We start from the raw sequence: 22,112 nt of genomic DNA, 5'->3' as shown, positions 1-22,112 counted from the left end.
GAGGGATGAGCGCGGTGATCCGGGACCTGACCGACGAGGAGGCGCGGGCGGCGCTGGTGTGCAAGTGGGGCGAGGTCGAGCCCGACGTGCTGCCGGCGTGGGTGGCCGAGATGGACTACGCCGTCGCGCCGGTCGTCACCGAGGCGCTGCACCGGGCGGTGGCAGCCGGGATGACGGGCTACCCGCGCTTCGGCGCCGGCGGCGCGCTCGGGGCGGCGTACGCCGGGTTCTCGGCGCGCCAGTTCGGCGACGAGGTCGACCCGGAGAAGGTGGTCGCCACCGTCGACGTCACGGCCGGGGTGCGGCTCGTGCTCGACGTGCTGGCCCCGCCGGGAGGGCTGGTGTTCCCGGTGCCGGGCTACAGCCCGCAGCTCGCGATGGCGATGATCGCCGGCCGCGAGCGCCACGACCTCCTCCTCGACCCCGACGCCGAGCGCGCCGACCTCGACCTCGACCAGCTCGAGCGGCACTTCGCCGACGGCGCCCGGGTGCTGCTGCTGACCCAGCCGCACAACCCGTGGGGCCGGGTGTTCACCCGTGCCGAGCTCGAGGGCGTGCGCGACGTGGTGCTGCGGCACGGCGGGTTCGTGGTCTCCGACGAGATCCACGCGCCGCTGACCCTCGACGGCCGCGAGCACGTCTCCTACCTCTCGGTCGAGGGGACGGCGGAGCACGCGGTGGCGGTGGTGGCGGCGTCCAAGGCGTTCAACATCGCCGGTCTCAAGTGCGCGCAGCTGGTCACCGCGTCCGACCGCCTGCACCGGGCCCTCGTCGAGGTGCCGATGGCGCGCAACGACTCGTGGTCGGTGCTGGGCGTGGAGGGGTCGATCGCGGCGTACGAGCACGGCGACGAGTGGCTCGTCGCACTGCGGGTCCGCCTCGCGGCGCAGCGCGACCTGCTGGTCACGCTGCTGGCCGAGCACCTGCCCGCGGCGCGGCTGCGCCCGGTCGAGGGCACCTACCTGGCCTGGGTCGACCTGCGCGCCTACGGCCACGACGACCCGGCGGCGGTCGCGCTCGAGCGCGGACGGGTGCGGCTGGCCGCCGGCCAGGACTACCAGCCCGGCCTGACCGGCCACCTGCGGCTCAACTTCGCCACCAGCGCCACCCGACTGACCGAGATCGTTCACCGCCTCGCCTCCGCGCTGACCACCTCGCCCGCCTAGGGTGGCGCCCGTGCGGATCACCGTCATCGGGTGCGGCTACCTCGGCGCCACCCACGCCGCGTCCATGGCCGAGCTCGGCCACGAGGTGCTCGGCGTCGAGGTCGACGCCGACAAGCTGGCGCGGCTGCAGGCCGGCACCACGCCCTTCTACGAGCCCGGCCTCGACGAGCTGCTGGGCAAGCACGTCGCGTCGGGCCGGCTGCGCTTCACCGGCTCCTACGAGGAGGTCGGCGCCTTCGCCGACCTGCACTTCGTGTGCGTCGGCACGCCCCAGCTGGCCTCGAGCCTCGGCGCCGACACCTCCTACGTCGAGTCGGCCATCCGCTCGCTGGCGCCGCACGTGACCGGGCCGGCGTACGTCGTGGGCAAGTCGACGGTGCCCGTCGGCACCGCGGCCCGGATGGCGGCCCTGCTCGCCGACCTCTCCCCCGCCGGCGCCGACGCCGAGCTGGTGTGGAACCCGGAGTTCCTGCGCGAGGGGTACGCCGTCAAGGACACCCTCGAGCCCGACCGGATCGTGCTGGGCGTCGCGTCCGAGCGCGCCGAGGTGGCGCTGCGCGAGTTCTACGCGCCGATGGCCGAGGCCGGCACACCGTTCGTGGTCACCGACTACGCCACCGCCGAGCTGGTCAAGGTCTCCGCCAACGCGTTCCTGGCCACCAAGATCTCCTTCATCAACGCGGTCGGCGAGGTCTGCGACGCCGCCGGCGCCGACGTCGTCGCCCTGGCCGACGCGATCGGCCACGACACCCGCATCGGACGCCGGTTCCTCAACGCCGGCATCGGGTTCGGCGGCGGCTGCCTGCCCAAGGACATCCGCGCCTTCGTGCACCGTGCCGGCGAGCTCGGCGTCGAGGACGCGATGTCGTTCCTGCGCCAGGTCGACGACATCAACCGCCGCCAGCGCGACCGGGTCACCCAGATCGCCAAGGCCATGGTCGGCGGCGTCGTCACCGGCACCCGGATCGGTGTCTGGGGCGCGGCGTTCAAGCCCCACTCCGACGACGTCCGCGACTCCCCCGCCCTCGACATCGCCGGCCGCCTGCACCTGCGCGGCGCCGACGTCGTCGTCTACGACCCCAAGGCCGCGCACACCGCCGCCGCCCGCTTCCCGACCCTGACGTACGCCGACTCCGCCGTCGAGGCCGCCCGCGACGCCGAGCTGCTGCTCCACCTCACCGAGTGGCCGGAGTTCCGCGAGGTCTCCCCCGACGAGGTCGGGTCGGTGATGGCCTCGCGCCGCCTGGTCGACGGCCGCAACGTGCTCGACCTCCCCGCCTGGCGCTCCGCCGGGTTCGAGGCGCGAGGCCTCGGCCGGAGCTAGGAGACCGCTCGAGCCCGCGAGGTGCGGTCTCCGGCGGCCGGGCACGGGACCGGTCCGGGACGAGCGGTGGTTTCGAGACGGCCGTGGCCGGCCTCCTCAACCACCGTGGGGACCACCCGCAGGCGGGCCTCCTCGACCACCGTGAGGACCACCCGCAGGTCGGGGCCCCTCAACCACCACGGGGGGACCAGCGCGGGTCGGCCTCCAGCAGCCGGCTCGGACGGAACCCCTCCCAGGTCGCGACGGTGCGGGCGGGGTCGAGGAGGTAGTCGAGGTCGACCTGCCAGGTGTGGCCGGTGGGGTTGCGGCGCAGGACGTAGCCGAGGCCGTGGGTGCGGTAGACCGCGGCGCCCAGCTGCTGCAGGGCGTCGATGAGCTGGGCGTCGACCCACTTGCGGACCGCGCGGAACCCGCCGGCCTCGCGCAGCGCGGTGCGGTCGACCAGCATCGTGCCGCCGGCGACGAACTGGGCGTAGACCTCGACCGGGTGGCCGCGCTTGACGGTGAGGTCGCGCTCGGCGAGGTAGTGCAGCTCGGCCGGCATTCCGACGAGCTCGGCACCCGACCACGCCCGCGCGCGCAGCAGGTCGGAGACGACGTCGGGGGCGTACCAGTCGTCGTCGTCCATCTTGAGCACGACGTCGCCACCGGCGGCGCGCGACGCCGCCTGCAGGACGTCGCCGAACAGCGTGGTGCTGCGGTGCGGCAGCACCTGCACGGCGATGTCGTGACCGACGGCGTCCTGCACGCGGGCGGCGTCGGCCTCGAACCCGTGCGGCGCCAGCACCAGCTCGAGCCTCTCGACGCCGCGTTGCCGGGCCACCTGGGCGAGAGCGAAGTCGAGCATGTCCTCGCGGCGGGTCGCGAGCAGGATGCTGACGCTCGGGTGCCCCGCGACCGGTACGCCGACCCGCCGGCCGACCTCGGAACGCCAGGCCAGCGTGGAGAAACGGTCGAACGCCGCCCGCCGCAGCAGCACCGAGTGCTCCTCGCGGGCGACCGGGTCGGTGCCGTCGAGCGGAGCGGTGATCGCGTCGCGGAGCGGTGCTCCCAGAGCGTCGGGAGCGCGGTCGGCGACCACCGGCACGCCGGCCAGCGAGAGGGCGGCAGCCGCACGGGTCGAGGCGTCGTCCCAGGTCGTCACGCGGACGGCGACGACCGACCGCAGCCCGGCCACGACGTCGGGGGTGATCGCCGGCAGGGTGGCGACGTCGACCTCCGGCCCGTCGGCGTACGGCGTGAAGCCGATGGGGTTGAGGACCCGCTCGTCGAGCGGGCCGATGCCCCCGGGTCCCGGGGCGAGGGTCGTGACGTCGGCGGGGACGGCGCTGTCGGGCTCGGTGGAGCCGCCGACCCGCAGCCCGCGGTCGCCGTGGCGGTCGCCCCAGACGGACTGGCGGCCCACCTCGGCGAGCACCTCGGCGACGTCGACGTGGGCGGCGAACCGGAGCACCGTCCACCAGCCACCCCCCGCGCGGCGGGAGCGGACGCCGACCAGCGCGGGCCACTCGGGCCGCGGCACGAGCGTCACGGCGCCGGTGCCGCCGTGGACCCCGATCACGGGCGAGCGCACGCCCGCCGGCCAGCCCCCGTCGCGGGGCGCGCCGACCACGGCGACGCGCGGGTGGCGTCCCGGTGCGGTGTCGGGGGCCAGGAGCAGCGAGTCGTCGCCGCGGTCGAGGAACCGCCGCACGGGCGGGGGGAGCTCAGACATCGAAGCGGGCTGCGCGGCGCACCAGCGGCCGCTCGCGCTCGCGCAGCCAGGTGGTCAGGACGTGGTCGACGACGTGGACGCCGGCGGGCGCCTCGATGCGGTGCAGCCCCTCGACGCGTTCGGCCGTGCCCGTGCGGATCGCGCGGTCGACCTCCTGCTCGCGCCGCTTGCGCTGCACCCGCGAGGGCGGGAAGCCGCCCGACTGCTCGTCCACGGGACTCCAGTGCGCCAGCTCGTCGGCGTCGAGCCACTTCAGCTCGACGCACATCCCCTCGGGTGCCACGATCCGCTCCGAGCTCGTCGGGAACTCCCGCACCTCCCACTCGAACGCCTTGACGAAGGTGAAGTCGGGGCCCATCGGGTAGATCCACGGCTCGAGGAAGCGCGAGCCGAGGTCGATCCAGGCGAGCGACTCGTCGACGACCACGAGCGGGTGCCGCGGCACGGCGACGACCGCACCGGACCCCTCGAGCTGCCACGAGAGGTCGCGCAGCACGCCGACGCCATCGGGCGTGAGCGCCATGTCGCCGTCCCACTTCATCGAGTAGGTGGTGCGCACGTGGGCGAAGGACCAGTTGTAGAAGTGGGTCAGGGAGTGCACGGAGTCGGGGCGGGTGGCGAGGTGCTCCGACCCGGCCCGGCTCACCTGCCAGGGGTACGACGTGCCGGTGTAGCGCTCGCTCGCCCCGGCCTCCGCGGCGAGCCGGGCGGCGACCTCGGCCGTGCCGTCGGTCGAGCCGTTGTCGACGAGCACGACGTGGTCGACGGCGTCGAGCATCGACGGCAGCACCCACGGCAGGTTGCGGGCCTCGTCCTTGACCCGGAACACGCAGGTCAGGCCCGGCCGGACGGTCGCGGACGGGTCGTCGGAGTTCCACGACCACCGGACGTCGTAGGCCGGATCCCCCTCCCGGCAGGGGATGTCGGCTCCCCGGGACATCAGCGCGCGCGCCCGATCGCCTTGCGGACGACGCTGCGTGCCTTGGGCGGCACCATCGCGCGGACGCGGTGGGGCACCCGGTCGGCGCCGCGCTTGACCACCGCGTTGACGGGCTCGGGCAGCGTGGCCAGCCCGGCCCGGTGGGCCGCGAGGGTGGTGGAGTGGGCGATGGCCTCGGCCTCGGCGTACATCTCGGTGTAGGCGGCGCGCAGCTCGTCGAGCCGCTCGTGCACGTCGGCGACGTCGCCCTCGGGCTCGGCCAGCCGGTCGAGCTGCTCCCAGCTCTCCTGGGCGAGCCCACGCAGCCGCGGCGGCACCGCGATGTCGTCCCAGGTGGCCTGCACGCGTCGCAGGCTCGGGTCGATGAAGGCGTGCACGGCGCGCACGTGGTTGGCGTTGGCCTCCTGCAGGGACGTCAGGTCGAAGCGGCGGCCGATGTCGAACAGCGGCACGGTCCAGTCGTCGAGCAGGTCGGCGTAGCGCACGAACGTGCGGGTGGAGCCACGGGTGGCGCGCTCGGTGTGCAGCATCATGTTGACCCAGGCCGCGGTGCGCTGGACCTCGCCGGCCGCGCTCGCACCGCCACCCGCGCCGGGGTAGTAGCGCTGCTTGCTGCCGACGACCTCGGCCGGCGGCCGGAGCATCGTGACGTACGCCGGGTCGGCGTCGCACCGCAGCGCCGCCGAGCGCCACAGGCCGACGAACCAGGCCAGGCGCGGGTCCTTGACCACGAGCTCGGGACCGCCGGTGACCAGCTGCTCCTCGAGCCAGAGGAAGAGCCGCTCGCGCAGCGGCTCGAACCCGGCCAGCTTGCCGGCCTCGAACCACGCCGAGGGGCGCGCGTCGGAGACCTGCACGTGGCAGCGCTGGAGCAGCTCGGCGTGGAAGTCGACGACCCACTGCGGCTCGCCGAAGCCCTTGGGGTTGGTGTCGTCGGCCGCGACCTCCGGCTGCGGGACGTGCATCCCGAGGGTGCGCAGCGCGCCGGCCATCGTGCTGGTGCCGCTGCGGCCGGACCCGACGACGAACACCACGCGGCGCTTGATCGGCTCCGGCTGCTCCACGGGCGCCACGTTAGCGACCCTCCCAGGCCTTCTCGACGCGCGCCCAGGCCTCGTCGCTGTCGACGGGCGGGCCGCCGGTGCGCGGGTAGTGCCGGGGCCGCACCCGGTCGCTCGGGCCGAAGCCGGCGCGCGTGCCCCGGAGCCGCTGCGCGCCGGCGACCTCGGCGACGACGTCGTCGAGGTCCTCACCGGGCCCGGCGACCCGCCGGGCCCGCGCGTAGGCCGCGGCACGCTCGACCCGGACCTGGGTGCCGTCGTCGAGGTCGACGAGGCGGAGGCCGTCGTGGGTGTGCTCAAGGTGGAGCAGCAGCTTCTCCAGCGCCGGCCGCCGCGGGGCGTACGCAGGGCCCGGGAGGACGACGCGGAAGGCCGCCCGGGACCGGGCACCGGGGACCTCGCCGACGAGGTCGACGCGCGGGTCGGCGGCGTACGTCGTGTGGACGACGCGGGTGTCGAGGCTCGCGTCGTCGAGCACGGCGGCGCGCCCGTCGTGCAGCTCCGACCAGTCGCCGACCAGGGTGACGGTGAGGTCGTGCAACGTGCTCGCGAGCACGGCGTCGACCGTGGCCGTCACCGCGGCGGCGGCGTGGCCGCGGGTGTCGAGGACGACCTCGAGGTAGGGCTCGCGGTAGCTGCGGCCGGGGTGGCGCTTGGCACGCAGCACCGGCGCGCGGTCGGCGAGGAACGGGTCGTTGTAGGCGTTGACCTGGTCGCGCCGCGACATCACGTGGGTGTGGCCGAGGTGCCAGCTGCGGGCCTCGGCGTCGGGCACGAACACCGCCCCCACGGCGCCGAGCCGGGCGCCGAGCGCGATGTCCTCGCCGAGGCGCAGGTCGGGGTCCATGCCGCCGGACTCGAGGTAGAGGTCGCGCCGGACCGACGCGGTCGCGCCGGTGTGGGTGCGCAACGCGTTCCAGCCGGCCTCGCGGAGCCGGTCGGTGCGGCCGTAGACCTCCTCGACCCAGGCGTGGGGCTGCCGGTCCAGGCCGGCGAAGAGGGCGGCGACGCCGTCGCGGGCGACGGTGTCGCGGACCTCGGCGGGGGTCAGCGCGAGCACCGGCGCCGGGTCGACGAACCACTTGTCGCCCAGCACGACCGCGTGGTCGAGGAGGTGGTGCCACCGCGCCTGGGCCTCCACCTCGTGCCGCTCGGCGAGCATGTCGGCGTCGTACCAGTGCAGGACGTCGCCGTCGGCGGCCAGCGCGCCGGTGTGGCAGGCGTTGGCCCGGCCCCAGCCGTCCTCGACCCGGACCACCCGCGTGCGCTCGGGGCGCACCTCGGGCAGCACCAGCCCGCCGGGACCGTCGTCGGCGACGACGACCTCGAGCAGGTGGTCGGGGTAGGTCTGGGCGGCGAGGCCGGCGAGCACCGACGGCAGCAGCCGCTGCGCGTCGTACGCCGGGATCACCACGCTCATCGCCAGCGTCGGCGTCCACGCGTCGAGGTCGGGCGGCGCGAGGCGCTGCCACTCGTTGCGGCGGACTCGGGGCTGGTCGCTCATCCGCGCCCGCCCGGCGGCAGGTCGAGGAGGGCGCTCGGGCGGAACCCGTCCCAGCGCGCGGTGAGGCTCTCGGGGCGGAGGAAGTAGTCGAGGCCGGGGTCCCAGGTGTGCCCGGTGGTGCTGCGCCGGAGCAGGTAGCCGAGGCCGTGGGTGCGGTAGACGCTGCCGCCGGCGCGGCGGACCTGGTCGAGGACGTGGGCGTCGACGAACCGCGGCGCGGGCCGCCAGCCACCGAGCTCGCGCAGCAGGGCGCGGTCGATCATCATCGTGCCGCCGGCGACGACGGTGCCGTAGTTCTCGCTGGGGCCGCGGCGGCGGACGGTCGTGTCGACCTGCTCGAGGTAGACCAGCTCGGCCGGCATCCCGACCACCTCGGCGCCGCTGTAGCGGCGGGCCAGGAGGAGGTCGGTCACGACGTCGGGCCCGTACCAGTCGTCGTCGTCCATCTTGAGGACCACGTCGCCGGAGGCGGCGTCGGTGGCCAGCCGGAGCAGCTGGCCGAAGGAGGTGTCGGTGGTCGCGGTCACGATGGTCGCGGTGAACCCGCCCAGCTCGGAGGCGGCGTCCACCAGGTCCCGATCGGGGGTGTGTCCGTGGGCGGCGAGCACCAGCTCGACCTCGGCGCCGGGGAGCGTCCGGCGCTGGCGCGCGACCTGGGCCAGGGCGTGGCGGAGCAGGTCGGGGCGCCGGGTGGGGAGCAGGACGCTGACGGTGGGGTGGGTGGCGGCCCGCACCCGGGCGGTGGCGGCCAGCCCGGCGCGGGCGGCGACGACCGAGTGGTGCGTGAGCGCGACCCGCCGCTGGCGCACCGACAGCTCCTCGCGGCGTAGCGGGTCACCCAGCACGTCGTCGAGGGACACCTCGTCGTCGGGGCTCGGCAACCAGGCCGGCCGGTCGTCGGCGAGGAGCGGGATGCCGCTCATCGCCAGGCCGGCGACCAGACCGTGGTCGGCCCCTGGCGCCAGCCGCACGCCCTGGGCGTCGCGGAGGTCACGCACCAGGCGCGGGCTGAGCCGCGTGTGCGGGGGCAGGTCGACGACGGGACGGTCCCACTCGCGGCGGAACCCGACCGGGCTGTAGACCGCCTCGTCGACCGGGTCGGGGAGCTCGTCCGCGGCGACCGAGACCGGAGCCCGACCGGTGCACTCGCTGACCACCGGCGGCTGCGGGGGGTCGACCACGACGTCGGGCGGGTGCTTGGTGGCGGGGTCGTCGAACGGCTGCCGGGCGCGCGCCACGCGCAGCCCGCCGTGGCCGTCGGGTACGGCGCGCCCGGCCGCGCGGGCCAGCGCTCGCAGCACCGGGAGGGCGTCGACGCGGTCGGCGAACTCCAGCCGGGTCCAGCCGACCCGGGCGTCCACGTCGGTCAGCGCCGGCCACGACGGGTCGGGGCGCGGGGTCAGCGCCCGGTCGTGCCCGGTGAGCACCACCGCCACCACCCGGGCCCAGCCGACCACGCCGAGGCGGGGCACGACGCGGCGCCGCAGGTCCTCGGCGTCCTCGGCCACCACGACGACGGTGCGGAAGTGGCCCTCGGGCTTGTCGGCGGCGACGTCGATCACCGTGACGTCGTCGGGCACGGGTGCCAGGTCGAGACGGCTCACGACCAGCGCCGGCAGCCGGGCGTCCTCGAGGGCCGCCGCCACGGTGCCGGCGACCTCGACTGCGGTGGGCATGCGCCTACGGTAGGGCCCGTGCTGAGCCACGAGGACGCCGCGGCGCTGGTGCTGGGCAGCCGCCTCCTCGACGAGGAGTGGTACGCCGGCCTCACCGGCAAGGCGTTCGGCTCGCGGGCCGAGGCGGTCGCGCACTGGGTCGCCGGTCCCGGTGACGACAGCCCGCACCCGCTCTTCGAGCCGGTGTGGCTCTACCCGGGCGGCCGGTGGCGCCGGCACGCACCCGACCCGCTGTCGTTCTACCTCTCCCGCGACGACCGACCGCGGCGCAGCCCGCACCCGCGCTACCCGCTGGCGCAGCTCGGCCCGCTCGAGGACTGGCTGGTCGACCACGACCCGGCGGAGCTGCTGCCCGAGCCGGTGCCGCGCGAGGACGACGCCGACCCCGTCGTGCGCCCGGCCACGCGCGACCTCGACGAGCTGGTCCGCTGGGTGCGCCACCTGGTCCGGACCGCCCCCGACGCGCTCGTCGACGTCACCGGGGCCTTCGAGCCCGACGACGCCCGCTACCGCGTCCTGGAGTCCGTGGCCGCCGACCTGCCCCAGGTGCACGTCGAGGGCTGGCTGATGACGTGGGGTGGGGTCGAGGTCACCGTCGACGCCGGCGTGCGACCGCCGGCATGGCCGTGGCTCGAGCCGCTCCTCGCCGTCCTCGACCGGCCGGGCGTGACCGCGGTGCAGCCGGTGCTGGTCGGCGACGACCACACGCTCACGGCGCCGGCGCTGCTCGGCCACCCCGTCTCGGCGCTCGACCGGCTCGACGGCGCCCGGCTGGTCGACCGCTTCCCCGGCGTGGAGGCGCGCCGCGACGAGCCGGAGGGCACCGACGAGGTGCGGGTGCTCACGTCGTCGGTCTGGCTGCCCGGCCCCGAGCACGAGTCGGCCGCGCTGGACACCGAGGCCCGCCGAACAACGGGCCTGCGCTGGGCGATCGACATCGCCGCGGGCGCGGCCCCCATCGGCCGCCGGTGGGGCGACTGGCACTTCGCCCGCTCGCTCGCCGACGCGCTGGAGCGCCTCGGTCAGTGGGTCGAGGTCGACCACCCCGAGACCCGTGGCCGCCCGACGCGGTCGGGGACCGACGTGGTGCTCACCCTGCGCGGGCTGGAGCGGGTCGCGCCGCAGCCCGGCGCGGTCAACCTGCTCTGGGTGATCAGCCACCCCGACGACGTCACCGCCGCCGAGCTCGCCGAGTTCGACGTCGTCTACGCCGCCGGCACGGCGTGGGCCGAGCGGCACGGCGTCGTCCCGCTGCTGCAGTGCACCGACACCACCCGCTTCCACCCCGACGTCACCGTGGCGGACTCCGGGGCCGACGGCCCCGGCGCGCTGTTCGTCGGCAACGCCCGCGGTGGCCCCCGACCGGTGGTGACCGCGGCCCGGGAGGCGGGGGTGCCCGTCACCGTGATCGGCACCGGCTGGGCCGAGCACGGCGTCGCGGTGGCGGCCGACCGGATCGCCAACGCCGACCTGCCCGCGTCCTACGCGGGCGCGGGCGTCGTCCTCACCGACCACCACGCCGACATGGCGGCCGAGGGCTTCGTCGCCAACCGGGTCTTCGACGTGCTCGCCGTCGGCGGCCGGCTGCTGACCGACCCGGTCGCCGGGCTGGCCGGGACGATCGGCGCCGAGGTCCCGACCTGGCGGACGCCGGCCGACGTCGCCCGCCTCGCCGTCGCGCCGTACGACGCCTGGCCCGGCGCCGCGGAGCGCCGCGCCCTCGCCGAGCGCGTCGTCGCCGAGCACTCCTTCGACGCCCGCGCCGCCACGCTCCTGGCCGCGGCCCGGGCCCGCCTGGACCTAGACTCCCCCGCGTGAACGCCCCGCAGCAGCCCGAGATCGTCCCCGACCCGAGCATCCCGCTGCCGCCGTACGAGCTGCGGATGGGCGGGCGGCACTTCAAGAAGGACGCCGACTTCGTCGCCGCCGGCGTGCGCGACGTCAAGGTGCTGCGCCAGCGCGCCGGCCTCGGCCGCCGCAAGCGGGTGCTCGACTGGGGCTGCGGCGCCGGCCGCCTGGCGATCGGGATCAAGCACCTGCTCGGCCACGTCGAGGACTACCACGGTGTCGACATCCAGCCGAGCCTGCTCGGCTGGGCCAAGGACAACCTCACCGACGAGCACACGCGGTTCACCCTCGTCGACGCCCACAACGCCCGCTACAACCCCGACGGCACCCCGTCGTTCGAGATCCCCGCCGACGACGGCAGCGTCGACGTGCTCTACGCCTACTCGGTGTTCAGCCACATGCTCACCTCCGACGTCGCCGGCTACAGCGCCACGATCGCGCGCGTCCTCGCGCCGGAGGGCCGGGCGTGGCTGACGGCGTTCGTCGAGGAGGACGTGCCCGACTGCGTCGAGAACCCCACCGACTACCTCAAGCTCGAGTGGTCCGGCGCGCTCCACTGCGTGCGCTACGACCGCCGGTTCTTCGAGGCGACGCTGTGGGACGCCGGCCTGGCCGTCGACGAGTTCGTCCACGGGCGCGAGACCGACGGCCAGTCGATGTACGTCCTGCGCCGGCGCTGACGGCGCTGACCGCGATGACCGACGGCGGCCGCCCGGGCGCGGACGACCTGTCCTACCTGTTCGTCGTCACCTACGGCCGTTCCGGCTCCACCCTGGTCAGCGGCCTGCTCAACGCGATCCCCGGCTACCTGATCCGCGGCGAGAACGCCGACGCGCTGCGGCACCTGCACGCCTTCCACACCACGCTGCTGGAGGAGAAGGCCAAGCGCACCGGCACCCGGTCGCGCACGCACCCCCACTACGGGATCGGCGACGTCCCGCAGCGCAAGCTGGTCGCGCGCACCCGCGAGCTCGTGCTCGACACGGTGCTGCGGCCCAAGCCCGGCACGCGCGTCGTCGGGTTCAAGGAGATCCGCTGGTGGCGCAGCGACCTCGAGGAGTACGTCGCGTGGCTGCGCGAGGTCTTCCCCGGCGCGCGGTTCGTGGTCAACACCCGCGACCACGAGGCGGTGCTGCGCAGCGCGTGGTGGGCCCGCGGTGAGGCCGAGCACAACGCCGCCCACCTCGCCGACGTCGAGCGGCGCATCCTGGCCGTGGCCGCCGGGCTCGGGGAGGCGGCGTACCGGGTGCACTACGACGACTACGTCGCCGAGCCGACGGTGCTGCGCGGTCTCTACGACTGGCTGGGCGAGCCGTGGGACGAGGCGGCGGTGCGGGCGACCCTGGCCGTGCGGCACTCGGTCACGCCGACCCGGCCGAGCTAGCCGACCGAGCGGGTCTGCCCCGCGATCACCGCGGCGTACCACTCGAAGGACCGCTTGGGCGTGCGCTCGAGGGTCTCGAAGTCGACGTGCACCAGGCCGTAGCGCTGGGCGAGGCCCTGCTCGAACTCGAAGCCGTCGAGCAGCGACCAGGCGTAGAAGCCGCGGACGTCGACGCCGCGCTCGCACGCGGTGGCCACCGCGCGCAGGTGGGCGTCGAGGTAGTCGATGCGGTCCTGGTCGTCGACGACGCCGTGCTCGTCGGGACCGACGCCGTACGACGCCCCCGACTCGGTGATCACGATGGGCGGCAGCGCCGCGCGGAACCGGGCCCGGAAGGTGATCAGCCACTCGCGCAGGGCGTCGGGGACGACCGTCCAGCCGCGGTCGGTGCGGGGGTAGCCGAGCATCTCGAAGACCTCGAACGGGAGGTCGGAGTCCTGCGCCGCGGCCGCGATCCGGATCGGGCTGTAGTAGTTGACGCCGTAGAAGTCGAGCGGCGCGCGGATGACGGCGAGGTCGCCCGGCCGCACCAGGTCCTCCACCAGCGGCGCGAGGTCGACGGGGTAGCGGCCGAGCAGCATCGGCTCCAGGAACAGCCCGTTCCACAGCGAGTCGAACAGCTTCGCGGCGCCGACGTCGGCCGGCTCCTCGCTCCCGGGCCAGATCGGCGCGTGGTTGTTGGCGCAGCCGACCTCGCGGGCACCGACCGACCGCAGCGCCGCCGCACCGTGGCCGTGGGCCAGCAGCAGCTGGTGGCAGGCGTGCAGGCAGTCGAAGAGCAGCCGGTAGCCGGGCGCCTGGGTGCCGAGGCCGTAGCCGAGCAGGGCCGCGGTGTTGGGCTCGTTGACCGGCACCCAGCGGTGGACGCGGTCGGCGAGGCGCTCGCCGACGACGGCGGCGTACTCGCCGAACGCGACGGCGGTGGCGGGGTTCAGCCAGCCGCCGTCGTCCTCGAGCGCCTGGGGCAGGTCGTGGTGGTAGAGCGTCACCATCGGGTCGATGCCGGCGTCGAGCAGCCGGTCGACCAGGCGGTCGTAGAAGTCGAGCCCCGCGGCGTTGACCGCACCCCGGCCCGCGGGCACGACCCGGGACCAGGAGATCGAGAACCGGTAGCCGCCGACGCCGAGCTGCTCGAGCAGCGCGACGTCCTCGGCCGCGCGGTGGTAGTGGTCGGCGGCAACGGCGCCGCTCGCGCCGTCGGTGATCCGACCGGGCTGGGCGGCGAAGGTGTCCCAGATGCTCGGGCCCCGGCCGTCGACCGCGACGGCCCCCTCGACCTGGTAGGCCGCGGTGGCAGCACCGAGCAGGAAACCGGGCGGCAACGCCGGAGGGGCGGCCTGGGATCCGGCGTGCGAGGACGACACCTGCACAATGATGCCCGTGAGCAGCGAGATCCGCCGGGGAACTGACCGTCTGGTCGAACGTGAGCCCGGGCGCATGACGCGGCACTCGCTCGCGTTCGGGGCCGAGTACGACGCCGACAACCTGCGGTTCGGGCCGATGGTCTGCCACGACGACCACCTGCTCGCCGACGGGCGCGGCTTCGACACCCACCGCCACAGCGGCCTGGTGATCGTCACCTACGTCGTCAGCGGCGCGCTCGCCCACACCGGCCCGACCGGGTCCCACACCGTGCCGGCCGGTTCGCTGGCGGTGCTGCGCACCGGCGCCGGCGTCGAGCACAGCGAGGTGGCCGCGGCGCCGCAGACCCGGTTCGTGCAGGTGTGGCTCGCCGACGACGAGCCGCCGGCCGCGCCGTCGTACGACGTGAGCGACGGGGGCCCCGACGGCACCGAGCTCGAGCCGCTCCCGGGCGCCCGGCTCGCGCTGCTGCGCCTCGGCGACGGCGAGACCACCACCATCGCCGCCGCGCCGCGCGTCCACCTCTACGTCGCCCGCGGCGCCCTGCTCCGCTCGTCGCTGGCCGAGCCCCTGCACGAGGGCGACGCCTTCCGCTTCGTCGACGAGCCCGCCCACGACGTCACCGCCGGCGTGCCGTCCGAGCTGCTGGTCTGGTCGTTCGCCTGACCCCGCCGGGATACCGTTTCGTCAGCCGATGACCGCGAGGGCGGCGGGCAGCACCTCGACCACGGCGGGCTCGTCGCCCAGGGCGGGGAGGACGCCGAGCGGCTCGCCGTCGCCGCCGACGGGGACGGGCTGGCGGGCGTCGGCGGTGAGCTCGACGCGCTTGCCGGTCAGCACGGTGACCTGGGGCAGGGCGACGTGGGCGCCGTCGTAGACCCGGGGCAGCGAGCGCACCAGCGCCAGCTTGGACGCGGCCTCGATGACGACGACGTCGAGCAGGCCGTCGTCGACGACGGCGGCGGGAGCGATCTTCATGCCCTTGCCGTAGTAGGCGGAGTTGGCGACGACCACGCTGGCGGCGGCGTACTCCCGCGGGTCGCCGTCGACCGTGACCCGAAGACTGGCGGGCTGGTAGGTGGCGATGGCGCGGACGGCGGCGTAGGGGTACTGCAGCTGCTTGGGCAGCCGGTGGGCGCGGTCGACCATCTCGCCGGCGCGGGCGTCGATGCCGCAGTAGACCGATCCGGCCACCCGGCGCGGCGGGGCGCCGGGCGCGGTCCACGAGACCAGGTCGACCCGGCGCACCTCCCCCGAGAGCAGCATCGTCGCCTGGGCCTGCGGCCCGGCGTCGGCGTCGGGGAGGCCGAGCATCCGGGCGAAGTCGTTGCCGCGGCCGGCCGGGATCACCGCCAGCGTGCCGCCGGCGGCGGAGACCGGCCCGGCCAGCGACGAGAGCATCCCGTCGCCGCCGACGGAGACGACGACGTCGCCGCGCGCGACCGCGGCGTCGACGAGCCCCACCATCGCCCGGGGGCCTGGTGAGTAGGTGACGTCGACGGTGGCGCCGGCCTCGCGCAGCAGCCGCGCGACGGGGACGACGGCGCCGGGAGCGGCACCGCCACCCGAGGTGGGGTTGACCAGGAAGGTGAACGACCGGGTCATGCCGGCACCAGGACGCCGGGGTTGAGGATGCCCGTCGGGTCGAGGTCGGCCTTGACCGCCCGGAGCACCGAGGCGCCCAGCTCGCCGATCTCGCGGGTCAGCCACGGCCGGTGGTCGGTGCCGACGGCGTGGTGGTGGGTGATGGTCGCGCCGGCGGCGGTCATCGCGTCGCTCGCGGCGGCCTTGGCGGCCGCCCACCGGGCGAGCACGTCGGACCCGCCCCGGGCCGCCACCGTGAAGTAGAGCGAGCAGCCCGTCTCGTAGACGTGGGAGACGTGGCACAGCACCATCGCCCCCTCTCCGAGCGAGGCGGTCAGCGCGTCCTTGACGTCGGAGTAGACCCGCGCGCGGTTGCTCCACCAGGTCGCGGTCTCCAGCGTCTCGACGAGCACGCCGACGTCGAGCATCGAGTCGCGCAGGTACGGCGCGTCGAAGCGGCCGTGCGCCCAGGCCTCGCCCGGCTCGGTGCCGAGCGGGGCGCCGTCCAGGCCGGTGAGCACCGCGGTCACCGCGGCCCGCCGCGCCTCGACGGTCGCCGTGTCGCCCTCGTGGCCGACGATCATCAGGCACCCGGGCTCGGACGCGCCGATCGCGTCGGGACGAGCGAGGTTGATCGCCGTCTCGGTCTCGTCGGAGAGCCGCAGCACGGTCGGCTGCAGCCCCGACTGCACGAGCGTGCGCATCGCGTCGGCACCGGCCGCGAACGACGGCCAGCGCCAGCCCTCGTAGACCTTGGTCGTGGGCAGTCGGCGCACCCGCACGGTCACCTCGGTGATCACCCCGAACGCGCCCTCGGAGCCGAGGACCAGCTGGCGCAGGTCGGGCCCGGCCGCCGTGGCCGGAGCGCTGCCCAGCCGCCACTCGCCCCGCGGGGTCGCCACCCGCAGCGCGACGACGAGGGCGTCGAAGCGGCCGTAGCCGGCGCTGCTCTGCCCGCTGGAGCGGGTCGCGGCGAAGCCGCCAATGGTGGCGTACTCGAACGACTGCGGGAAGTGGCCCAGGGTCAGTCCCTCCGCGGCCAGCAGCGCCTCGGCCGCGGGTCCACGCAGGCCGGGCTCGAGGGTCGCGGTCATCGACTCGTGGTCGACGGCGACCAGCCGCGCGAGCCGCGCCAGGTCGAGGGAGACCAGGCCGGCGTAGCCCTCGCGACGGGCGACCAGCCCGCCGGTGACCGAGGTCCCGCCGCCGAACGGGACGACCGCGACGTGGTGCTCGACAGCCCAGGAGAGGACGGCGGCGACGTCGTCGTGCGACCCGGGCCGGACGACGACGTCGGGGGCGTCGGCGAGGTCGCCCGCGCGGGCGCGGAGCAGGTCGGGGGTCGACTTGCCGCGGGTGCGCAGGCGGCGCGCGGCGTCGTCGGTGAGCACGTGCTCGGCGCCGAGGGCCGACCGGAGGGGCTCGAGGAGCGCGTCGGCCAGACCGGACGCCGGGACCGCCGGGTCGTCGGCCGCGGGGGTCTCGACCAGGGGTCCGAAGGCCAGCTCGACGAGGTCGCGCGCCGGCCCGGCCAGCGCCGCGGCCCGGGCGGGGTCGCCCCACCGCTGGGGGTGCATCTCGGACGGGAGGGTTCGGGTCACGTGTTACAGTGTGACACATGACGTCACTTCGTCACAACGAGTTCACGGCCGAGCCACGGGACGCCTACCTCGACGCCGCCCGGGCCTGCCTGCTCGACGTCGGGTGGCGGCGTACGACGCTCACCGAGGTGGCCCGCCGCGCCGGCGTCTCGCGGATGACGATCTACCGCACCTGGGCCGACATGCCCACGCTCCTGGGCGACCTGATGACGCGCGAGTGGGCGACGATGATCGCGGCCACCGCCGGCGCCGGGGGGCTGGTCGAGCGGATGGTGGCGATGGTCCGCGCGCTGCGCGCCAACGAGCTGTTCGTGCGCATCGTCGAGGTCGACCCCGAGCTGGTCCTCCCCTACCTGCTGGCCCGGCGCGGCCGCTCGCAGGACCTGGTGCTCGCGGTCGCCACCGAGGCGATCGTGGCCGGCCAGGCCGACGGCTCGGTGCGCCCGGGCAACCCGGCGGCGATCGCCCGCGCGCTGGTGCTCGCCACCCACGGGTTCGTGCTGTCGGCGCACACGATGGTCGACGACGACGTGAGCGAGGCCGACCTCGACGACGAGCTGGCCCTGGTCCTGACCCGGGTGCTGGCCCCGTGACCGGCACCGACACGGGCACCAGCACCATGGCCGGCACCCGGATCACGCCCGGCCTGGCCGGCGTCCCGACCGAGGTCGACGTCGTGGTCGTCGGCCTCGGCGTGACCGGTGCCGGCGTCGCGCTCGACGCCGTCGCCCGCGGGCTGTCGGTGCTCGCCGTCGACGCCCACGACCTGGCGTTCGGCACCTCGCGCTGGTCGTCCAAGCTGGTCCACGGCGGCCTGCGCTACCTCGCCAGCGGCCAGGTCGGCATCGCCCACGAGAGCGCGGTCGAGCGCGGCGTGCTGATGCAGGTCACCGCCCCGCACCTGACCCGCGCGATGCCCTACGTGCTCCCGTTCACCTCGGCCACGTCGAGGGGCTCGCGCGTCCTGACGTCCGCCGGCCTCCGGGGCGCCGACCTGCTCAAGTGGGGGGCGCACACCTCCTCCGACGTCCTCCCGGGGCCGCGGCGGATCTCCGCCACCGAGATGCGGGAGCTCGCGCCCGGCCTGCGCACCGCCGGGCTGCGCGGCGGCATCCTGTCGTGGGACGGCCAGCTCGAGGACGACGCGCGCCTGGTCACCACCATCGCCCGCACGGCCGCGGCCCGAGGCGCGCACGTGCGCACCCACGCCCGGGTGCTCTCGGCGACCGGCACGAGCGCGCGGCTGCGCGACGAGCTGACCGGCGCGTCGGTCGAGGTCCGGACGCGGGCGGTCGTCAACGCGACCGGCGTGTGGGCCGGCGACCTGGTCGACGAGGTCGAGCTCCGTCCCAGCCGCGGCACCCACCTGGTGCTGCGCGCCGAGACCCTGCCGGGGCTGCGCACCGCGGTCTTCGCGCCGGTGCCCGAGGGACGCAACCGCTACGTGATGGTCCTCCCCCAGCCCGACGGCACCCTCTACGTCGGGCTCACCGACGAGCCGGTCGAGGGTGCGGTGCCCGACGTGCCGACGCCGTCCGAACCCGAGATCGGGTTCCTGCTCGACGTCGTGGCCGCGTCGTTCGACCGCCCCCTCCACCGCACCGACGTGGTCGGCGCCTACGCCGGCCTGCGCCCGCTGCTGCACACCTCCGACGGCTCCACCGCCGACCTGTCGCGCCGCCACGCGGTGCTGACCAGCCACACCGGCGTGACGACGGTCGTGGGCGGCAAGCTCACGACCTACCGCCGGATGGCCCAGGACGCCCTCGACGCCGTCGGTCTCGGGGGTCCGTGCGTGACCGCCACGCTGCCGCTGCTCGGCGCCGCCCCCCGCGCCGAGCTCGCGGCGCTCGAGCAGCCGCGACGGCTGGTCCGTCGCTTCGGCACCGACGCCGAGCTGGTCCTCGCCACCGCCCGCGAGGTGACCGGCCTCCCCGACGACGAGCTGCTCGAGCCGGTCGCCGACGGCATCCCCGTGACGCTCGCCGAGCTGGTCTTCGGGGTGACCCACGAGGGCGCCCACGACGCCGCCGACCTGCTCGACCGGCGTACCCGCGTCGGCCTCGTGCCGGCCGACCGCGACCGCGCCCTCCCCGCCGCCGAGCGCGCCCTGGCGCTGGTCGCCGCGGCCCAGCCGGGATAGTCCCGCCCCACCCCCACCGGCCCCAGTGCACCGACCCCGATGAGTTCCGGGGTCGACCCGGGTCGGTACTCGCGGCAGACTGACGAGCGGCGGGAGCAGCCATGACCATCACGCACGACGGGACGGCGATGACGGACACCGAGGGAGTGACCGGGCAGGTCACCGAGGGAGCCACCGAGCTCGACGACTTCGACGGGCTCACGGCGCGCTACCAGCGCGAGCTGATGGCGCACTGCTACCGGATGAGCGGGTCGGTGCACGAGGCGGAGGACCTGGTGCAGGAGACGTTCCTGCGGGCGTGGAAGGCGAGCGCGACGTTCCAGGGCCGCAGCTCGGTGCGCACCTGGCTCTACCGGATCGCCACCAACGTGTGCCTGACCAACCTCGAGGGCAAGCCCCGGCGGCCGCTGCCGGCCGGGCTCGGCACCAGCGACCAGATGGCCGGCGACGCGCTCGAGGAGAACCACGAGATCGCCTGGCTCGAGCCGGTGCCCGACGCCGCCGTCGTGGTCGCCGAGCGCGACACGCTGCGGCTCGCGTTCGTCGCCGCGCTGCAGCACCTCCCGGCCCGCCAGCGCGCGGTGCTGGTGCTGCGCGACGTGCTCCGGTGGAGCGCGAAGGAGACGGCCGAGACCCTCGGGACCAGCGTCGCCGCCGTCAACTCCGCCCTGCAGCGCGCCCACGCGCAGCTCGGCGAGCGGGCGCTGACCGAGGACACCGTGGTCGAGGACCTCGACGAGCGCCAGCAGGCCCTGCTCGAGCGCTACCTGGAGGCGTTCTGGGCCAAGGACATCGACACGATCGTCGGGCTGCTCAAGCACGACGCCACGTGGGACATGCCGCCGTTCACCAACTGGTACCGCGGCGCGCAGAACATCGGCGAGCTGATCGGCACCAAGTGCCCCGGCGGCATCGCGGACATGCCGATGATCCGCACGGTCGCCAACGGCCAGCCGGCGTTCGGCCTCTACATGCGGATGCCCGACGGCCACTTCGAGCCGTTCCACCTCCAGGTGCTCCACCTCGACGGCGACAAGGTCCGGCACGTGACGGCGTTCTTCGAGCGACGGCTCTTCACGACGTTCGGGCTGCCCGCCCGGCTGCCGGCCGACTACGTCCCGACCACCTGACCCGCCGGCCCGGACGACCACCATGTCCCGCCCCGTGCCCGGGGTCGAGCTCCTCGAGCGCGCGCTGGCCTACACCGGCGGTGCGCTCGTCGACGTCCGCCCGACCCACCTGCGCAGGCCCACCCCCTGCGCCGGCTGGGACCTCGACCAGCTGCTCGACCACATGGACGACGCCCTCGACGCCTTCACCGACGGCGCCGACGGCGCGATCGACGCCCGCCCGCCACGCCGGCCCCTCGACGTCCGGGTCGCCACGCTGCAGACCAAGGCCTGCGGGCTGCTGGGCGCCTGGTGCGCGCCGGGTACGCCGTCAGTCGTGCGGGTCGGCGGGGTCCCGGTGCCGACGGAGGTGGTCGTCGGCGCGGCCGCGCTGGAGATCGCCGTCCACGGGTGGGACGTCGGCCGGGCCACCGGACGCGGCACCCCCGTGCCCGAGTCCCTGGCCCGCGAGCTGCGGACGGTCGCCGACGCCCTGGTCGACGGCGTCGGCCGCGGCGACCAGTTCGCCGCGCCGCTCCCGGCACCGGTCGGCGCCGACGCCTCCGACGCGCTCCTCGCGTTCCTGGGAAGGCTCTGAGCTGTCGGGTCTGATCTGTCGGCTGGACGGGCCGGATTGCGTCCGCCAGCCGACGGGTGCCTGACTGGTCCACCTGGTCATGATTCTCGCGTTCGACAGACGCGGGAGCGGCCCGCTTCCTAGTCTTCGGCCATGGTCGCTGCCCCACCCCACTCACCCGAGGAGACCCTCGACGCCCGGCTCGACGAGGCGCGCGAGCTGGTCCGGGCCGGCCGCGTGCGGGCCGCGCTGACCCTCCTGCAGGCCCTGCGCCAGGTGCCCGGCGACCACCACCGCACGACCACCGCGCTGCTCGTCGAGTGCCACCTCGCGCAGGGTGACCTCGGCGCCGCCCTCGCCCTCGGCGACACCCTCGCCCGGGCCGGCGACCTCGCCGCCGTCCACCACGCCCGCGCCGAGCTCGCCTCCGCCGTCGGCGACCCCGAGCTCGCCGAGCAGCGGTTCCGGGCCGCCGGCGCAGCAGCCGACGCCGACGACCTCGCGCTGCCGTGGCGCGCCGGTGCCGCGCTCGCGCTGCTGCGCCTGGGCCGACGCGCCGAGGCGCTCACGCTGGCGCGCACCCAGCACGCCCTCGCCGAGGCCGCCGGCACGTCGTACGACGTCGCGCTGGCGCTGCGCGTGCTCGCCACCACCGACCCGACGGGCGACGCCGACTCCCAGCGCGGTCCCCGACTGCGCGAGGCCCTGCGACTGCTGGGCGACGACGACGGCCAGCGCCTGCGGGCCCAGGTCCAGACCGACCTCGCCGGGCTCCTGCTGCTCGACGGGCACCACGACGAGGCGCTCACGCTGCTCCGCGCGGCCGAGCTGTACGCCGGCCGCGAGGACCTCTGGCCGCTGCAGAGCCGGGTCCGGCGCCTGCTCGACCGGATGGGCGAGACCCCGCGGCGCGCGGAGTCCGAGGCGCTGGCGGTGCTCACCAACGCCGAGCGGCGCGTCGCGCTGCTGGCACTCGAGGGCCTGACCAACCGGCAGATCGCCGAGCAGCTGATGGTCTCGGTCAAGGCGGTCGAGGGCCACCTGTCCAAGGTCTACCGCAAGCTCGGCCTCGCGTCGCGGACCGCGCTCCTGGCGTCGTTCGGCCCGCGCTGACACCTG

Annotated in this window: 19 protein-coding genes; 11 read left to right on the top strand and 8 right to left on the bottom strand. The window is 75.5% G+C overall.

The window, feature by feature from the left end:
- The first annotated feature begins 5 nt into the window (after positions 1–5).
- Both AC4MBH_RS16935 and AC4MBH_RS16930 read left to right on the top strand, forming a co-directional pair.
- A complete protein-coding gene (locus AC4MBH_RS16935; protein WP_491796241.1) occupies positions 6–1,166 on the top strand; it encodes a MalY/PatB family protein in 1,161 nt (386 codons plus the stop codon).
- Positions 1,167–1,176: 10 nt separating this feature from the next.
- A complete protein-coding gene (locus AC4MBH_RS16930; RefSeq protein WP_491796240.1) occupies positions 1,177–2,490 on the top strand; it encodes a UDP-glucose dehydrogenase family protein in 1,314 nt (437 codons plus the stop codon).
- Positions 2,491–2,659: 169 nt separating this feature from the next.
- On the opposite strand, the gene AC4MBH_RS16925 is transcribed toward AC4MBH_RS16930, so the two are convergent.
- From AC4MBH_RS16925 to AC4MBH_RS16905, 5 genes are read right to left on the bottom strand one after another with little or no spacing between them, the layout of a single operon-like run.
- Positions 2,660–4,204 (bottom strand): glycosyltransferase family 2 protein, encoded by a 1,545-nt coding sequence (locus AC4MBH_RS16925; RefSeq protein WP_491796238.1) that lies wholly within the window; start codon positions 4,202–4,204, stop codon positions 2,660–2,662.
- Positions 4,197–5,144, bottom strand: a complete 948-nt coding sequence (locus AC4MBH_RS16920; protein ID WP_491796236.1) for a hypothetical protein — start codon at positions 5,142–5,144, stop codon at positions 4,197–4,199. The genes AC4MBH_RS16925 and AC4MBH_RS16920 overlap by 8 nt, the downstream gene beginning before the upstream one ends.
- Positions 5,144–6,208, bottom strand: a complete 1,065-nt coding sequence (locus AC4MBH_RS16915; RefSeq protein ID WP_491796234.1) for a sulfotransferase family protein — start codon at positions 6,206–6,208, stop codon at positions 5,144–5,146. The genes AC4MBH_RS16920 and AC4MBH_RS16915 overlap by 1 nt, the downstream gene beginning before the upstream one ends.
- 10 nt (positions 6,209–6,218) lie before the next feature.
- On the bottom strand, positions 6,219–7,709 hold the full coding sequence (locus tag AC4MBH_RS16910) for a glycosyltransferase family 2 protein (RefSeq protein ID WP_491796232.1): 1,491 nt from the start codon (positions 7,707–7,709) through the stop codon (positions 6,219–6,221).
- Positions 7,706–9,385, bottom strand: a complete 1,680-nt coding sequence (locus AC4MBH_RS16905) for a glycosyltransferase family 2 protein (protein ID WP_491796230.1) — start codon at positions 9,383–9,385, stop codon at positions 7,706–7,708. The genes AC4MBH_RS16910 and AC4MBH_RS16905 overlap by 4 nt, the downstream gene beginning before the upstream one ends.
- An 18-nt stretch (positions 9,386–9,403) precedes the next feature.
- On the opposite strand from AC4MBH_RS16905, the gene AC4MBH_RS16900 reads away from it, so the two are divergent.
- The 3 genes from AC4MBH_RS16900 to AC4MBH_RS16890 are packed head-to-tail and all read left to right on the top strand — an operon-like array spanning position 9,404 to position 12,617.
- Positions 9,404–11,203, top strand: a complete 1,800-nt coding sequence (locus AC4MBH_RS16900) for a glycosyltransferase family protein (protein WP_491796228.1) — start codon at positions 9,404–9,406, stop codon at positions 11,201–11,203.
- On the top strand, positions 11,200–11,913 hold the full coding sequence (locus AC4MBH_RS16895; protein ID WP_491796226.1) for a class I SAM-dependent methyltransferase: 714 nt from the start codon (positions 11,200–11,202) through the stop codon (positions 11,911–11,913). Before AC4MBH_RS16900 ends, AC4MBH_RS16895 begins: the two co-directional genes overlap by 4 nt.
- A gap of 14 nt (positions 11,914–11,927) precedes the next feature.
- Entirely contained in the window at positions 11,928–12,617 is a 690-nt protein-coding gene (locus AC4MBH_RS16890; RefSeq protein ID WP_491796224.1) for a sulfotransferase, read from the top strand.
- Here the strand turns inward: AC4MBH_RS16890 and AC4MBH_RS16885 are convergent.
- Positions 12,614–13,981, bottom strand: a complete 1,368-nt coding sequence (locus tag AC4MBH_RS16885) for a GH1 family beta-glucosidase (RefSeq protein ID WP_491796223.1) — start codon at positions 13,979–13,981, stop codon at positions 12,614–12,616. The two genes, AC4MBH_RS16890 and AC4MBH_RS16885, sit on opposite strands and share 4 nt — an antisense overlap.
- 73 nt (positions 13,982–14,054) lie before the next feature.
- Here AC4MBH_RS16885 and AC4MBH_RS16880 point away from each other — a divergent pair, with 73 nt between their 5' ends.
- Positions 14,055–14,645 carry a pirin family protein gene (locus AC4MBH_RS16880; protein ID WP_491796221.1) on the top strand — a complete coding sequence of 197 codons (591 nt, stop codon included), beginning with the start codon at positions 14,055–14,057 and terminating at the stop codon, positions 14,643–14,645.
- A gap of 21 nt (positions 14,646–14,666) precedes the next feature.
- Here the strand turns inward: AC4MBH_RS16880 and AC4MBH_RS16875 are convergent, their stop codons facing one another.
- Complete coding sequence (locus tag AC4MBH_RS16875) at positions 14,667–15,584, bottom strand: diacylglycerol/lipid kinase family protein (protein WP_491796219.1); 918 nt, start codon at positions 15,582–15,584, stop codon at positions 14,667–14,669.
- Positions 15,581–17,164, bottom strand: a complete 1,584-nt coding sequence (locus AC4MBH_RS16870) for an FAD-binding oxidoreductase (RefSeq protein ID WP_491796217.1) — start codon at positions 17,162–17,164, stop codon at positions 15,581–15,583. The genes AC4MBH_RS16875 and AC4MBH_RS16870 overlap by 4 nt, the downstream gene beginning before the upstream one ends.
- A 17-nt stretch (positions 17,165–17,181) precedes the next feature.
- Between AC4MBH_RS16870 and AC4MBH_RS16865 the strand changes: the two genes are divergently transcribed.
- The 5 genes from AC4MBH_RS16865 (at position 17,182) to AC4MBH_RS16845 (ending at position 22,106) form a co-directional block, all read left to right on the top strand.
- On the top strand, positions 17,182–17,757 hold the full coding sequence (locus tag AC4MBH_RS16865) for a TetR/AcrR family transcriptional regulator (RefSeq protein WP_491796216.1): 576 nt from the start codon (positions 17,182–17,184) through the stop codon (positions 17,755–17,757).
- Entirely contained in the window at positions 17,754–19,307 is a 1,554-nt protein-coding gene (locus AC4MBH_RS16860) for a glycerol-3-phosphate dehydrogenase/oxidase (protein ID WP_491796214.1), read from the top strand. Before AC4MBH_RS16865 ends, AC4MBH_RS16860 begins: the two co-directional genes overlap by 4 nt.
- 101 nt (positions 19,308–19,408) lie before the next feature.
- Positions 19,409–20,437, top strand: a complete 1,029-nt coding sequence (locus tag AC4MBH_RS16855) for a sigma-70 family RNA polymerase sigma factor (protein ID WP_491796212.1) — start codon at positions 19,409–19,411, stop codon at positions 20,435–20,437.
- Positions 20,438–20,459: 22 nt separating this feature from the next.
- Positions 20,460–21,014: a TIGR03086 family metal-binding protein gene (locus AC4MBH_RS16850; RefSeq protein WP_491796211.1), complete on the top strand. Its 555-nt coding sequence runs from the start codon at positions 20,460–20,462 to the stop codon at positions 21,012–21,014.
- A gap of 132 nt (positions 21,015–21,146) precedes the next feature.
- Positions 21,147–22,106, top strand: a complete 960-nt coding sequence (locus AC4MBH_RS16845; protein ID WP_491796209.1) for a helix-turn-helix transcriptional regulator — start codon at positions 21,147–21,149, stop codon at positions 22,104–22,106.
- Positions 22,107–22,112: the final 6 nt, after the last annotated feature.

This window comes from Nocardioides sp. WJ219, assembly GCF_058559815.1.
The sequence above is the reverse complement of the archived record's forward strand: the minus strand, read 5'-3'. Positions and strand labels throughout refer to the sequence as shown.